Annotated in this window: 10 protein-coding genes; 9 read left to right on the top strand and 1 reads right to left on the bottom strand. The window is 69.1% G+C overall.

What is annotated here, in order from left to right:
* The first annotated feature begins 201 nt into the window (after positions 1-201).
* Positions 202-1,488, top strand: coding sequence for an aspartate kinase (locus ACN0TP_RS06110; RefSeq protein WP_417217736.1), 1,287 nt, complete (start codon positions 202-204; stop codon positions 1,486-1,488).
* Positions 1,489-1,639: 151 nt separating this feature from the next.
* Positions 1,640-1,969, top strand: coding sequence for a YciI family protein (locus ACN0TP_RS06105; RefSeq protein WP_417217734.1), 330 nt, complete (start codon positions 1,640-1,642; stop codon positions 1,967-1,969).
* Between the two features lie 19 nt (positions 1,970-1,988).
* Here ACN0TP_RS06105 and ACN0TP_RS06100 read toward each other — a convergent pair whose 3' ends face one another.
* Positions 1,989-2,984, bottom strand: coding sequence for a D-2-hydroxyacid dehydrogenase (locus tag ACN0TP_RS06100; protein WP_417217732.1), 996 nt, complete (start codon positions 2,982-2,984; stop codon positions 1,989-1,991).
* Positions 2,985-3,049: 65 nt separating this feature from the next.
* On the opposite strand from ACN0TP_RS06100, the gene ACN0TP_RS06095 reads away from it, so the two are divergent.
* From ACN0TP_RS06095 to ACN0TP_RS06065, 7 genes are all read left to right on the top strand, one after another.
* Positions 3,050-4,321, top strand: a complete 1,272-nt coding sequence (locus ACN0TP_RS06095) for an aspartate aminotransferase family protein (RefSeq protein ID WP_417217730.1) — start codon at positions 3,050-3,052, stop codon at positions 4,319-4,321.
* A 16-nt stretch (positions 4,322-4,337) separates the two neighbouring features.
* Positions 4,338-7,412: an FAD-binding and (Fe-S)-binding domain-containing protein gene (locus tag ACN0TP_RS06090; protein WP_417217728.1), complete on the top strand. Its 3,075-nt coding sequence runs from the start codon at positions 4,338-4,340 to the stop codon at positions 7,410-7,412.
* Positions 7,409-8,893: an NAD-dependent succinate-semialdehyde dehydrogenase gene (locus ACN0TP_RS06085; protein WP_417217726.1), complete on the top strand. Its 1,485-nt coding sequence runs from the start codon at positions 7,409-7,411 to the stop codon at positions 8,891-8,893. The genes ACN0TP_RS06090 and ACN0TP_RS06085 overlap by 4 nt, the downstream gene beginning before the upstream one ends.
* A gap of 78 nt (positions 8,894-8,971) precedes the next feature.
* Positions 8,972-10,456, top strand: coding sequence for a M24 family metallopeptidase (locus tag ACN0TP_RS06080; protein WP_417217724.1), 1,485 nt, complete (start codon positions 8,972-8,974; stop codon positions 10,454-10,456).
* Positions 10,453-11,715: a PLP-dependent aminotransferase family protein gene (locus ACN0TP_RS06075; protein ID WP_417217722.1), complete on the top strand. Its 1,263-nt coding sequence runs from the start codon at positions 10,453-10,455 to the stop codon at positions 11,713-11,715. Before ACN0TP_RS06080 ends, ACN0TP_RS06075 begins: the two co-directional genes overlap by 4 nt.
* Positions 11,716-12,957 carry a M20 family metallopeptidase gene (locus ACN0TP_RS06070; protein WP_417217720.1) on the top strand — a complete coding sequence of 414 codons (1,242 nt, stop codon included), beginning with the start codon at positions 11,716-11,718 and terminating at the stop codon, positions 12,955-12,957. It begins immediately after the preceding gene.
* Complete coding sequence (locus ACN0TP_RS06065; RefSeq protein WP_417217718.1) at positions 12,954-14,411, top strand: MFS transporter; 1,458 nt, start codon at positions 12,954-12,956, stop codon at positions 14,409-14,411. Before ACN0TP_RS06070 ends, ACN0TP_RS06065 begins: the two co-directional genes overlap by 4 nt.
* Positions 14,412-14,427 lie beyond the last annotated feature (16 nt).

Raw genomic sequence — 14,427 nt, 5'->3', positions numbered from 1 at the left:
GGTTCTTGGCGCCCATCCTATGCAGCACCGTGCGGGCGCGAATCATCCCCCGGGATGATGGGTGCCGGGCGCGCATTATGACCGGTGGCAGTCACGCGACCGGGGCGGCGCGCGGCGGCCTCGTTATAGTGGTTAAGCATGTGCCCAGCCGGGTTGGCGGTGGGCCGTCCTGTCCTCAACCCAGTGGAGTGTGCAAAACGCATGAGCCTGATTGTCCAGAAGTTCGGCGGTTCGTCGGTCTCGGATGCCGAAGGCATCAAACGCGTCGCGGCCCGGATCCTCGCCACCAAGGCGGCCGGGAACGACGTCGTCGCAGTGGTTTCGGCCATGGGCGACACCACCGATGAGCTGCTCGATCTCGCGGGGCAGCTCACCGACGCGCCCCCAGCCCGTGAAATGGACATGTTGTTGTCCGCGGGCGAACGCATCTCCATGGCCCTGCTGGCCATGGCCATCGATTCCAATGGCGGCCAGGCCGTCTCCTTCACCGGCTCGCAGGCCGGCATGATCACCGACGCGGTGCACGGCAAGGCGCGCATCATCGACGTATCCCCCCACCGGGTGCGCCAGGCGATCGACCGCGGCTACATCTCCATCGTCGCGGGATTCCAGGGCATGAGCCGGGAGTCGAACAACATCACCACCATGGGCCGCGGCGGCTCCGACACCACCGCCGTCGCGCTGGCAGCGGCCCTGGGTGCCGACGTCTGCGAGATCTACACCGACGTCGACGGCGTGTACACGGCCGACCCGCGGATCGTGCACACCGCCCAGAAGATCGACATGATCTCCAGCGAGGAGATGCTGGAAATGGCGGCCTCGGGCGCCAAGATCCTGCACCTGCGCTGCGTCGAGTATGCCCGCCGTTTCGGCGTGCCGCTGCATGTGCGCTCGTCCTTCACCGACCACGAGGGGACCTGGGTGCTGCCCAGCCCCGACGACAACATCAAGATCCAAGAGGGAGAACCCATGGAACAGCCCATCATCTCCGGCGTTGCCCACGACCGTTCCGAGGCCAAGGTCACCGTGATCGGCGTTCCCGACGTCCCGGGCTCGGCCGCGCAGATCTTCGGCGTCATCGCCGGCGCGAACGTGAACATCGACATGATCGTGCAGAACATCTCGAAGGCCGAGACCGGCAAGACCGATATCTCCTTCACGCTGCCGATCATCGAGGGCAAGGACGCCATCGCCGCCCTCGAGGCCTCCCAGGCCGAGATCGGGTTCGAGAAGATCTCCTACAACGACAAGGTCGGCAAGCTTTCGCTCATCGGTGCCGGCATGCGCTCGAACCCGGGGGTCTCCTTCCGGTTCTTCGAGGCGCTGCACCAGGCGGGGGTGAACGTCGACATGATCTCCACCTCGGAGATCCGCATCTCGATCGTCACCGACGCCGAGCTGCTGGACACCGCGGTGCGCGCGGTCCACGGTGCCTTCGAACTCGATTCCGACATCGAGGCCCAGGTCCACGGCGGCACCGGCCGCTAGGAACCACTTCTCCCCCGAAGGCTCCCTCCGGTATGCGCCGGAGGGGGCCTTCGTTGCCTCTGGGCCCGGACGGCGTGCGGGGTTAGACTCCTAGCAGTCCGAAGCGACCACGTGCCGGCAGCCAGTGCCGCCGGAAGAGGGAGGCAAGTCCATGACGAGGTACCTGATCTCGTTCAATGACGGGGACATGAGGTTCCCGAGGGAAGACCTGCCCGCCGTCGCGGCCGCCTCGCATGCCGTGGTCCGGCAGGCCCAGAAGGCCGGTGTCTGGATCTTCGGGGGAGGTGTGGACAGTCACGATGTCAGCATCGTGGGCACCGATGGGTCGGTGGACGACACGCAGATCCCCCGGCACATCGGCGGCTTCTCCATCATCGAGGTGGATTCCCATGCCGAGGCGCTGCAGTGGGCGGCAAAGATCGCGGCCTCCTGCCGCTGCGCCCAGGAAGTCCGCGCGATCATGGATGATCCCGAGGTCTGACGCTCCGGGTGTCCGACGGTCAGGATGTGGGCGCGGAACTGACGTAGCCGCGGTCCTTGTCCACCACGTTGTTCAGCGGTGTGCCGGCGATGTAGGCGTCGAGGTTGGCCAGGAACTGGTCGGCGAGCTCGTCCCTCCAGCCATGGACGTCGCCGCTCATGTGGGCCGAGACGTGCACGTTCTCCATCTGCCAGAACGGATGCTCGGCGGGCATGGGTTCGACGGCGACCACATCGAGAGATGCGGCGGCGATCTGGCCGTCCCGCAGTGCGTCGATGAGGGCCGGTTCGTCGACGAGGGAACCGCGGCCGATGTTGACCAGGTGCGCGCTGGGTTTCATCGCGGCCAGGACCTTGGCATCCAGGATCCCCCGGGTGGCCTCGGTCAGCGGCGCCGCCAACACCACATGGTCGGCGTCCGCCACCCGGGCGGCGAGCTCGTCGCTGGCGAACACGCTGCCGAAATCCGGGTCGGAGTCCCGGGGCGTGCGTCCGGCACCCTGGACCTGGATGCCGACGGCCCGCAGCAGCCGGGCTGTCGCCCTCCCGATGTCGCCGGTGCCGACCACAATCGCCCGCGAGCCGCCGGTACGGGTCAGTTCCCGGTGCTTCCAGATGCCCTGGCGCTGCAACGACTCGCTGCGGTGCAGCTGCTTGTCGTGGGCCAGGATCGAGGCCAGCACGAACTCGGCAATGGGCTGGGAGAACGTCCCATGGGCGTTGGTGAGCACCACCGGGGACTGGCGCAACCCGTCGAAGAGCATGGCATCCACACCGGCGGCGGCCACGTGCACCCACTGCAGCGAGTCGGCCGCATGCCAGGCATCGCTGAGCGCCGAGGAGAAGAAGTCCCACAGCAGGACGGCATCGGCCCCGGCGAGGGAGTCGGCCAGGGTGTCGGCGTGGGTGAGGACGACGTCGGCCCGTTCGCGGATGGCGTCCAGGTTATGGGGGTCGGGGACCCCGGGGGCGGTGAGCAGGGCCAGGCGCGGGCGCTGGGTATCGGTGTGTTCCACGTCATCCACGCTACCGTCACGAAAGATTGTTGACAATCTACCGATCGGGCCTCCACGATGAACACATGACGACTTTGAGCCCCCTGTTGAAGCAAGCGACCCCCGTAGTGGTCGACCACGCCCTCGGATCCTGGATCTACGGCACCGATGGGGCCGAATACCTGGATTTCACCACCGGCATCGGGGTGACCAGCACCGGCCACTGCCACCCACGCGTCGTCGCCGCCGCGCAGGAGCAGTGCGGCAAGATCATCCACGCCCAGAACACCACTGTCATGCACCAGCCGCTGCTGGAACTGACCGACAAGCTCGGCGAAAAGCTGCCCGCCGGACTCGACTCCGTCTTCTACGCCAACTCCGGCTCCGAGGCCGTCGAGGCATCCATCCGGCTGGCCCGCATGGCCACCGGCCGGCCGAACATCGTGGTCTTCCAGGGCGGGTTCCACGGCCGCACCGTCGCCGCAGCCTCCCTGACCACCGCCGGCACCCGGTTCTCCGCCGGCTTCTCCCCGCTGATGGCCGGCGTGCACATGTCAGCCTTCCCCTACGCCTACCGCTACGGCTGGGACGAGGACACCGCCATCGACTTCGCCCTGCAGGAACTGGACTACCTGCTCACCACCCGCACGGCACCGAACGACACAGCGGCCTTCCTCATCGAGCCGGCCCTGGGCGACGGCGGCTACCTGCCCACCCCTCCCCGCTTCCTCGAGGGACTGCGCGAACGCGCCACCGCCCACGACATCCTGCTGATCATCGACGAGGTCCAGGCAGGCGTCGGCCGCACCGGCAGGTTCTGGGGCCACCAGCACTCCACCGCCACGCCCGACATCCTCATCACCGCCAAGGGCATCGCCTCCGGCTTCCCGATCTCCGCCATCGCGGCCTCCACCGAGTTGATGTCCAAGGGCTGGCCCGGTTCGCAGGGCGGGACCTATGGCGGCAACGCCGTCTCCGCCGCGGCCGGCGTGGCCACCCTGGCCGTCGTCGACGACGAGGGCCTCGTGGAGAACTCCCGCGTGCGCGGGGACCAGTTGCAGGCCGGCCTGAAGGACATCCAGTCCCGTTTCCCCTCCATCGGGGACGTCCGCGGCTGGGGCCTGATGCAGGGCATCGAGTTCAGCACCTCCGACGGCAAGCCCGACGCCGCCACGGCGGCGGCCATCCAGCAGGAGACCACCGGCCACGGGTTGCTGACGTTGACCTGCGGCCCGCAGGGCAACGTCGTGCGCCTGATCCCCGCGCTCGTGGTCACCGCGGACGAGATCACGCTCGGCCTGGACCGCTTCGAGGCCGCGGTCTCCGCGGTGTCCGAACGCACCCTCGCCAAGGCCTAGCGCCGGAAAGCAGCAGATGACCCAGACAGCAGCCCCGGCCACCCCCGACACCCTGGCCGGGCGCCTCGACGCGGCGGGCATCGAAATCGATGTCTCCGAACACCGCCGGGCGGAGTACTCCTACGATGCCTCCAACTACCGGGTCCGACCGCTCGGCGTCGTGTTCCCGCGCACCCCGGCGGACGTGGCGGCCACCCTGCGCGCCTGCCACGCCACCGGCACCCCGGTGACCGGCCGGGGCGGCGGCACCTCGATGGCCGGCAACGCCGTCGGTCCCGGGGTGGTCCTGGATTTCTCCCACCACATGAACGCCATCCACGCCCTGGACGAGGACGGCCTCTGGGTCGACGTCGAACCCGGCATGGTGCTGGCCACGCTCTCCCGCGAGATCGAGGCCCGCACCGCCGGCCGGCTCACGTTCGCCCCCGATCCGTCCTCGAAGACCCGCGCCACCGTCGGCGGGGCCCTCGGCAACGACGCCTGCGGCAACCATTCGGTGCGCTATGGCCGCACCAGCGACCACGTCATCGAATTCGACCTCATCACCTCCGACGGCACCGCGCTGACCGCCACCGCCACCGGGATCCGCGCCACCGATCCGCACGACGCCGGTGCGGTGCGCCGGGCCGCCGAACTCACCTCCTCGATGGAGAGGCTGGTGCAGGACAACCTGGCCGGGTTCCGCACCGACCTGGGCCAGATCCAGCGCCAAGTCTCCGGCTACCACCTGGAACACCTGCTGCCCGAAAAGGGCTTCAACATCGCCCGGGCCCTCGGCGGGTCCGAGGGGACCTGCGCCGTCGTCGTGCGCGCCCGCATGGCGCTGGTGCACAAGCCGGCGAGCGCGCTGCTGGTGTGCGTCGGCTACCCGGACGTGGTCGAGGCGGCCCGTGACATCGAGACCATCCTGGGCTTCTCCCCCGCAGCTGTCGAGGGGATCGACGACGCCATCGTCGCGACCATGAGGGCCCGCCGCGGCGAGGACTCGGTCACCGGGCTGCCCGACGGGAAGGCCTGGCTGTACATCGACCTGGACGGGGCCAACCCGGCCGACGTCCAGGCCCAGGCCGACGAGTTGCTGGCCCGGCTGCGCTCCATCGGGCGGATGGTCGATGGCCGGGTCGTCCCCGACGCGACCGAGCGCGCCTCGCTGTGGCGGGTGCGCGAGGACGGCGCCGGGTTGTCCTCCCGGCTGCACACCGGCGGGGAGTCCTGGCCCGGCTGGGAGGATTCAGCCGTCGCCCCCGAACGCCTGGCCGACTACCTGGCCGACTTCCGCGACCTGCTCACCGAGCACGGCCTGCACGGTGTGATGTACGGGCACTTCGGGGCAGGGTGCATGCATGTGCGCATCACCTACGACCTGCGCAGCGCCGCGGGCCGGGCGGTGTTCCGCGAGTTCACCGCCGACGCCGCACGGCTGGTCGTCTCCCATGGCGGATCGCTCTCCGGCGAACACGGGGACGGCCGCGCCCGCTCGGAATTCCTGCCGCTGATGTACTCACCGCAGATGTTGGCGGCCTTCGAGTCCTTCCGCGCGATCTGGGATCCGTCGGGGCTGCTGAACCCCGGGGTCATGACCAGCCCCGACGCGTTCGACGAGCACCTGCTGCTGGACGGGGTGCCAGACCGCCAGTGGCGCACCAGCTTCGACCTCTCCCCCGCCTCCGGCCCGGAAACCGTGCACGGGGTGGACCCGTTCGTCCACGCCGTCCAGGGCTGCATCGGGGTCGGCAAATGCAGGTCCGACGCCGGCGGGGTGATGTGCCCCAGCTACCGGGCCACCGGGGACGAGAAGGACTCCACCCGGGGCCGCGCCCGCGTGCTGCAGGACATGGTCCGCAACGCGGCCACCGTCGAGGAGGGCTGGAAGTCCGAGGCCGTCCGCGAGGTGCTGGACCTGTGCCTGTCCTGCAAGGCGTGTGCCTCAGACTGCCCGACCGGCGTGGACATGGCCACCTACAAGTCCGAGTTCTTCTCGCACTACTACCAGGGCCGGATGCGCCCGCTCTCGCACTTCTCCCTGGGCTGGCTGCCCCGCTGGCTCAAGCTCACCGGCCGGATCACCCCGCTGGTCAACGCGGTGATGGGCTCGCCACTGGGCAAGCTGGTCGCCGCGGCCGGCGGATTGACCACCCGTCGGGCACTGCCCCGCTTCGCCCCGGCCGCCGCCTGGCGCCGCGAGGTCGACGCCGCCCTGGCCGCCGACCCCCGGGGGCGCACCGGCCCGCCCCGGACCCTGTCGGCGCGCAGCGGCACGGTACCGCGCGTCGTCGCCACCGGGTACGACGGCGATGCCTCCTCCGGCACTGCGCCCACTGACGCTGCGCCCACCGGGGCGGTGCTCTTCGTGGACACGTTCACGAAGGGCTTCCGCCCGGACGTTGCGGGAGCCACGGCGCGCGTGCTGGCCGGCACCGGGGAACCGGTGACGTGTTCGGCCGATGCCTGTTGCGGGTTGACCTACATCTCCACCGGGCAGCTGGGCACGGCCCGCAAACTGCTGGCCCATGCCGCCGAGACGCTCGATGACGGCAGTGACCGCCCGATCGTGGTGGTCGAACCCAGCTGCGCCGCCGCCCTGGCGAAGGACCTGCCCGAACTCGTGCACACCGATGCGGCCCGCCGCGTCGCCGCACGGGTGCGCAGCTTTGCCTCGCACATCGCCACCCTGGCGGCCGGAGGCTGGACCCCGTCCCCGGCAGCCGAGGTGCCCGATTCCGTCGTCTTGCAGTCGCATTGCCACGAGTATTCGGTGTTCGGTGCCGCGACACAGCGCAAGGCCCTGGCCGCACTGGGGGTACCGGAAGTCATCGAGGCGACCGGCTGCTGCGGCGTCGCCGGGAACTTCGGCTTCGAGGCCAACCACTACGAGACCAGCATGAAGGTCGCCGAACAGGCGCTCGCCCCGGCCATGCGCACCGGCAACGGCACCACCCCGGTGCTTGCCGACGGCTTCTCCTGCACGATGCAGGTCCAACAACTCGACGGCGGACGGCGCGGCCTGCACCTGGCCGAACTGCTCGATCCTGGCCCCGCCGCCGCCACGAACCACCAGCATTCCACCAGCAACCCGAAGGAGCACCCATGACCACGCAGACCTCCACCCCGTCCACCGCGGCACGCGCGGCCGTCGAGGCGATCAGCACCGGCTTGTACATCGACGGCGCCTGGGTCGAGTCCAGTTCCGGCGAGCGCTTCGATGTGGTGAATCCGGCGACCGAGGAGGTCATCGCCACGGTCGCCAACGGCAACGCCGAGGACGCCCGGCGGGCCATCGAGGCCGCCGGGGCCGCCCAGAAGGACTGGGCCAGGACCGCACCCCGCGAACGCAGCGAGATCCTGCGCCGTGCCTACGACCTGATCATGGCCCGCCAGGAGGAACTGGCCCTGGTCATGACCTCCGAGATGGGCAAGCCGCTGGCCGAGGCGCGCGGCGAGGTCGCCTACGCCGCCGAGTTCTTCCGCTGGTTCTCCGAGGAGGCTGTGCGCATCGGCGGGGACCAGACCCTCACCGGCGACGGCAAGAACCGGATCATGGTCAGCAAGGAACCCGTGGGCCCCTGCGTGCTGATCACCCCCTGGAACTTCCCGCTGGCCATGGGCACCCGCAAGATCGGCCCGGCCATCGCCGCCGGCTGCACGATGGTTTTCAAGCCGGCCAACTTGACCCCGCTGTCCTCGCTGGCCCTGGTGGACATCCTCATCGAGGCCGGCCTGCCGGCGGGCGTGCTGAACGTGGTGTGCACCAAGAGCGCCTCCTCCGTGGTGACCCCGTGGATGGAATCGGGGATCGCCCGCAAGATCAGCTTCACCGGTTCCACGGGCGTGGGCGTGCGGCTGCTCGAACAGGCGGCGCAGCACGTGATGCGCTCCTCGATGGAGCTCGGCGGCAACGCCCCGCTGATCGTCTTCGAGGACGCCGACCTGGACCGCGCCGTCGAGGGCGCGTTTGCCGCGAAGATGCGCAACATGGGCGAGGCCTGCACCGCGGCGAACCGGATCTTCGTCCAGTCCTCCGTGGCCGATGCCTTCGCCGAGAAGCTCGCCGCACGGCTCGGTGCCCTGACCGTGGGCGATGGCGCCGTCGACGGCACCGAGGTGGGCCCGCTGGTCGAGGAGAAGGCACTGGTGAAGGTCGGCGAACTCGTCGACGACGCAGTGGCCAAGGGTGCCCGCGTGGTCATCGGTGGCTCCCGGCCCGAGGGCAGGGGCTACTTCTACTCCCCCACGGTGCTCACCGATGTGGATCCCTCGGCGCACCTGATGACCGAGGAGATCTTCGGCCCGGTGGCACCGCTGATCCCGTTCGATACCGAGGAGCAGGTCGTGGCGATGGCCAACGACACCCCCTGGGGGCTGGCCGGCTACCTGTTCACCCGGGACCTGGACCGCGCCTTCCGGGTCGGCGATGCGCTGGAGGTCGGGATGGTCGGGTTGAACACCGGCATCGTCTCCAATCCCGCTGCCCCCTTTGGCGGCATCAAGGCCTCCGGGCTCGGACGCGAGGGCGGCCGGGTGGGCATCGAGGAGTTCCTGGAGACCAAGTACATGGCCATGCCGCGCGCCTGAGCCGCCGGCTCTTGTCAGTGAGCCGGACCACAACCTAGTATTGTCAACAATCTACCAACGAGGTTTCGAGGAGTCTGAATGGAACAAGAGGGCGTCGCACCACTGCTCTTCACCACCGAAGAGTACGCCGCACGATTGGCCGCGGCACGGGTGCGCATGCAGGAGCAGGGCCTCAGCGCGCTGATCGTCACCGATCCAGCGAACATCTACTACCTGACCGGGTACAACGCCTGGTCGTTCTACACCCCCCAGATGGTCTTCGTCCCCCTCGAGGGGGACATGATCCTGTTCACCCGCGAGATGGACGCCAACGGCGCCTTCCGCACCACCTGGCTGCCGCAGGAGAACATCGTCGGCTATCCGGAACGCTACGTGCACCGCCCGCACCTGCACCCCTTCGACTGGGTCGCCTACGCCCTGCGCGCCCGCTATCTCATCGCCCCCGCCACCAAGGGGTGCGTGGGGCTGGAAATGGACGCCCATTTCTTCTCGCCCAAGGGCTACCGTTCCCTGGTCAACGCCCTGCCGGAATGGACGCTGGTGGACTGCTTCGAACTGGTCAACTGGGTGCGGGCGATCAAGTCGCCGGCCGAGATCCAGTTGATGCGCAAGGCCGCCGTGGTCACCGACCGGGCCATGCGCGCCGCGCAGGAAGCCATTGCCGTGGGAACCCGCCAATGCGACGTCGCGGCGGCCATCAGCCAGGCCCAGATCAAGGGCACCGAGGAATACGGCGGCGACTACACGGCGATCGTGCCGATGCTGCCCACCGGTGAATCGGCCGATACCCCGCACCTGACCTGGAACGACGAGGCGCTCAAGGCCGACCAGGCGATGGTCGTCGAGCTGGCCGGCGCCCACCACCGCTACCACGTGCCCATGGCCCGGACCTTCATCCCGGGAAAACCGACCCCGCAGCTGGCCCACCTGGCCCAGGCCACCGACCACGCCCTGGCCGCCGTCCTGGAAACTGTACGGCCCGGCGCACCCGTCCAGGAGCTCTCCCAGGTCTTCAACCGGACCCTCTTCGAGTACGGCTATGAAAAGGCATCGCGCATCGGCTACTCGATCGGTGTCGGCTACCCGCCGGACTGGGGCGAGCGGACCATCTCGCTGCGCAGCGAGGACCAGACGATCCTCACCGAGAACATGACCTTCCACCTGATGTGCGGCATGTGGATGGAGGGATACGGCTACGAGGTCTCCGAGGCCATCCGGGTCACCGACACCGGGGTCGAGACCTTCACCTCCTACCCGCGTGGCCTGATCCACGTCGGCGATGGCGGATCGGCACCGGGTTCGCTGCTGGGCAATCCCGGCGAACGGGCCGTCCACCTCTCCCCGGGTGCCCCCGCCGAGGCCCAGCCGGTCGACGAGCCGCGGCGGCCGGCCACGCCGCGCTTCGGCTTCACCACACCCACCGAATCGACGATGACCGGATCCATCAGCATCGTCGCGCGCAACGCCGAGACGGCAGACAGCGACCCGGCCCGCCCGACGGTCTCGCCGCTGGATGCCCTCGCCAACGACCCGACCCCCGAACCACCGAAGGAGACACCATGACCACCCTGAACCTGCCGCTTGCCGGCCGCGCCGCAAACCTCGTGGGCTCCGTCATCGACTCCAGCACTTCGCTGCTCGCTGCCCAGAAACACGACATCATCCGTTTCGCCATGGGCGCCCCGGCCGACGAGTTCGTCCCCGTGCAGGACTTCACCGACATCGCCGCCACCGTGCACGATTCCTCCTCGTTCACCTACGGCGCCACCGAGGGTGAGCCACGGCTGATCTCGGCATTGGTCGACTACCTGGAGACCACCGCGGAGCCGACGTCCGCCGAGCGGATCAGCATCACCTCCGGCGGGATGCAGGGACTGGATATCGCCTGCAAGTTGTTCGTGGACCCGGGGGACCTGGTCATCGTGGAATCCCCGACCTACACCAACGGCTCGGCCACGGCGTTGAGCTACGGGGCGGACCTGCTCGAGGTGCCCATGGACGAGGACGGGATGGACGTCGACGAGCTCGAACGCCTCGTGGCCGAGGCCGGCCGCACACCCAAGGCGATCTACACGATCCCGAACTTCCAGAACCCTTCCGGCACTACGCTGTCCGCCGAGCGCCGCGAACGGATCATTGCCCTGGCCCGCCGCTGGGGATCGGTCATCATCGACGACGACCCGTACGGCCTGCTCCGTTTCGCCGGCGAGGACCTTCCCGGGTTCCGCCAGCTCAGCGGCAACGACCCGCTGGTCTTCTCGGTCCGGACCTTCTCCAAGATCCTGGCCCCGGGCCTGCGGGTGGGCTGGATCGACGCCGACCCGTCGCTGCGCCAGCTGATCATCAACGCCAAGCAGGCCATGGACACCTGCACCAACGTCCCCGCCCAGCACGTCGTCGCCGAGTACCTGCGCCGCGGCATCCTGGACGAGCACCTGGCGGGACTGCGCACCGAATACCGCAACCGCCGCGACTCCATGCTCGCGAGCCTGGAGAAGCACCTGTCGGGCAGGATCAGGACCACCCACCCGGATGGCGGGTTCTTCCTCTGGGTCACGCTCACCGGCGAGGACGCCGCGGTGGACACCCGCCGGCTGTTCGAGATCGCCCTGGCCGAAGGGGTCGCCTTCATTCCCGGGCCCGCCCTGTCGGCAGGCGGCCGGTTCGCCTCGGCACTGCGGCTGTGCTTCGCCTCCACCGGCCCCGAACGCACCGACGTCGGGGTGCAGCGCCTGGCCACTGCGCTGGACGCGGCACTGGCCGAAACACGACAGGCCACGGCCACCACCGTGGCATCCGGTCCGGCACCGGGACGTGGCTGAATGGAAGCCACGGCCGCCGGGGCCACCATCGCCCCGATCGACCTCGACGAACTGACGGCCCTGACGATTGCCCTGGTCAACGCCGGCGGGGAGAACCCCGGCGGCACCGAGCAGGCAACTGCCGATGTTCTGGTCGACGCCGCGCGGCACCGGGGCCTGGAGGCCACCGTCCGCGAGGTCGAACCGGGCCGGCCCAATGTCTTCATCACCCTGCCCGGAGGGGACGGTGAGGGGGTGCTCTTCCTGGGGCATTCCGACGTCGTCCCCGTCGGGGAGGGCTGGGACCGCGAACCGTTCGACGCCCACGTGGCCGACGGCCGGATCTTCGGCCGCGGCGCCACCGACATGAAGGGCGGCCTGGCCGCTGTGCTGACCGCCATGTCGGCGCTGCGCGACGCTGGGACCAGCCTCTCCGGGCCGGTCACCCTGGCGTGCACGGTCGACGAGGAGGAGACCGGCGCTGGGATCCGTGCCGTCGTCGCCGACGGGCTGGACCACGCCTATGGTGCGTGCATCGTCGCCGAGCCAACCGATCTGGAGACGGTCATCGCCTGCCGCGGCGACTCCTACCTGGAAATCGAGGTGACGGGCCGGGCCGCACACTCCGGACGGCCCAGTGACGGCCGCAACGCGATCGATGCCGCGGTGCGCATCTGCAACCTCATCACCGAGGACCAGCAGAGGCTGGCCGCCGACGCCGATCCCCTCCTTGGCCATGCCACCTGGAACACCGGCATGATCTCGGGCGGGCGGGGGACCTCCATGGTTGCCCCCGAGGCCCACCTGTGGCTGGACCGCCGGCTCATGCCCGGCGAGGACACCGAACGGATCCGGGGGGAGCTGATGGAACGGATCCATGCTGCGGATATCACCGCGGACGGCATATCGGTTTCCGCCACGACGACCATGGAAATGCCGGGATTCCGCACCGACGCCGACCACCCCTTGGTCATCGCGGCCACGCAATCCCTGGCCGCAGCGGGCGTGGAGACCCGGGTGACGGGATGGACCGCGTCCTGCGATGGGGGCTTCATTTCCCGCGATTTCGGCATTCCCACCATCGTGCTCGGACCGGGCGAACTGAACGACCAGGCACACCAACCCAACGAATCGGTGCGCCTGTCGGAAATACAGGCCGCGACCAGGGCCTATGCCATGCTGGTCACCACACTGATGGGCTCCGACGCCGGCGCATCCCGTGCCGACCGCCTCGATCCCCCTCCGGAAGGCGAACGCTCATGACCGAAAACCCGGCCGGCTCCAGCGGCCAGACAGCAGTGGAGGACCCCAACGCCCCCGGGGCCGAACCACAAAGCGCGGAGGCGAAGGGCAACCTGCGCCGCTCCATCCTGGGGTCGGCCCTGGGCAATGCCGTCGAATGGTTCGACTACGGCGTCTATGGCTACCTGACGGTCTTCATGGCCACGAACTTCTTCGGCTCCGAGGAGGGCGACGGCGGACTCGGCGTCACCCTGACCCTGGCCACCCTGGCGTTGTCCTTCCTGGTCAGGCCGCTCGGTGGACTGGTCTTGGGCCCGCTGGGCGACCGGTTTGGGCGCCAGAAGGTCATGGTGCTGACCGTGACCATGATGACCGCCGCGACCGGCGCCATCGGGTTGTTGCCGACCATCAGCAGCGTCGGCATCCTGGCCCCGGCACTGCTGCTGCTGTGCCGGCTGGTGCAGGGCTTCTCCGCGGGTGGCGAATACGGTGGCGCCGCCGTGTACATGGCCGAAAGCGCACCGGACCAGCGGCGTGGCTTCCTGGGTTCCTTCCTCGAATTCGGCACCACCGTGGGCTTCATCCTCGCCGCCATCGTCTGCACGGTGCTGATCACCGTGGTCGGCGATGACGGGATGGCCGCCGGCTGGTGGCGCCTGCCGTTCCTGCTGACCATCCCGCTGGGCATGACCGCCCTGTACATCAGGACCCGGCTGGGCGAACCCAAGGTGTTCTCCGAGGCGACCGGGGAGAACGAGACGACCAAGACCCCCATCCGGGACACCATCCGCGACCACTGGCGCCAGATCCTGGTCCTCATGGGCTTCGTGGTCCTGCTCAACGTCGCCTTCTACCTGATCCTCGGATACATGCCCACCTACATGAGCAGCCAGCTGGGCCACAGCACGGCCCAGGGCAACTGGATGCTGGTGGCCATCATGGCCGTCATGCTCCTGGTCATCCCCTTCATGGGTTCGCTCTCCGACAAGATCGGGCGCAAGACGCTGCTGGTCACCGCCGCCCTGGGCTATGCGGTGCTCTCCGTCCCCGCGCTGATGCTCCTGGGCGTGGACAACCTCTTCCTGCAATTCGTCGGCCTGGCCGTCCTGGGCATCCTGCTGGTCATCCTGGTCTCCTCGGTCTCCTCGACGCTTCCGGCGCTGTTCCCCACGGCGGTGCGGTACACCGGGTTCGCGATCGGCTACAACTTCTCGACTGCCTTCTTCGCCGGCCCGTCGCAGACGCTGACCAACCAGCTGATCGAAACCACGGGAAATGTGCTGGTTCCCGGCTGGTACATGGCCATCGCCGGCGTCATCGGCTTCGTGTCCATCCTGTGCATGCGGGAAACGGCCCAGTCCTCCTTGCGCGGCGAGACATTGCCGGGCGAGCCCGGGTCCACCGGTTGGCCGTCTTCCAAGTGGGTCTCGATCAACCGCGGCAAGGCCGAGGCCGGCAAGGCCATGTCGGCCTAGCCGGTCCAAAAACACC

It is taken from the genome of Arthrobacter sp. (assembly GCF_048266065.1).
Taxonomy (GTDB): domain Bacteria; phylum Actinomycetota; class Actinomycetes; order Actinomycetales; family Micrococcaceae; genus Arthrobacter_H.
This window is presented reverse-complemented; position numbering and strand designations above follow the sequence as displayed.

What these genes read in the sequence shown, in the direction of transcription:
- ACN0TP_RS06110 (WP_417217736.1), top strand. Translation starts at nt 202, where the DNA reads ATGAGCCTGATTGTCCAGAAGTTCGGCGGTTCGTCGGTCTCGGATGCC.
- ACN0TP_RS06095 (WP_417217730.1), top strand. Translation starts at nt 3,050, where the DNA reads ATGACGACTTTGAGCCCCCTGTTGAAGCAAGCGACCCCCGTAGTGGTC.
- ACN0TP_RS06090 (WP_417217728.1), top strand. Translation starts at nt 4,338, where the DNA reads ATGACCCAGACAGCAGCCCCGGCCACCCCCGACACCCTGGCCGGGCGC.
- ACN0TP_RS06065 (WP_417217718.1), top strand. Translation starts at nt 12,954, where the DNA reads ATGACCGAAAACCCGGCCGGCTCCAGCGGCCAGACAGCAGTGGAGGAC.
- ACN0TP_RS06085 (WP_417217726.1), top strand. Translation starts at nt 7,409, where the DNA reads ATGACCACGCAGACCTCCACCCCGTCCACCGCGGCACGCGCGGCCGTC.
- ACN0TP_RS06080 (WP_417217724.1), top strand. Translation starts at nt 8,972, where the DNA reads ATGGAACAAGAGGGCGTCGCACCACTGCTCTTCACCACCGAAGAGTAC.
- ACN0TP_RS06075 (WP_417217722.1), top strand. Translation starts at nt 10,453, where the DNA reads ATGACCACCCTGAACCTGCCGCTTGCCGGCCGCGCCGCAAACCTCGTG.
- ACN0TP_RS06070 (WP_417217720.1), top strand. Translation starts at nt 11,716, where the DNA reads ATGGAAGCCACGGCCGCCGGGGCCACCATCGCCCCGATCGACCTCGAC.
- ACN0TP_RS06105 (WP_417217734.1), top strand. Translation starts at nt 1,640, where the DNA reads ATGACGAGGTACCTGATCTCGTTCAATGACGGGGACATGAGGTTCCCG.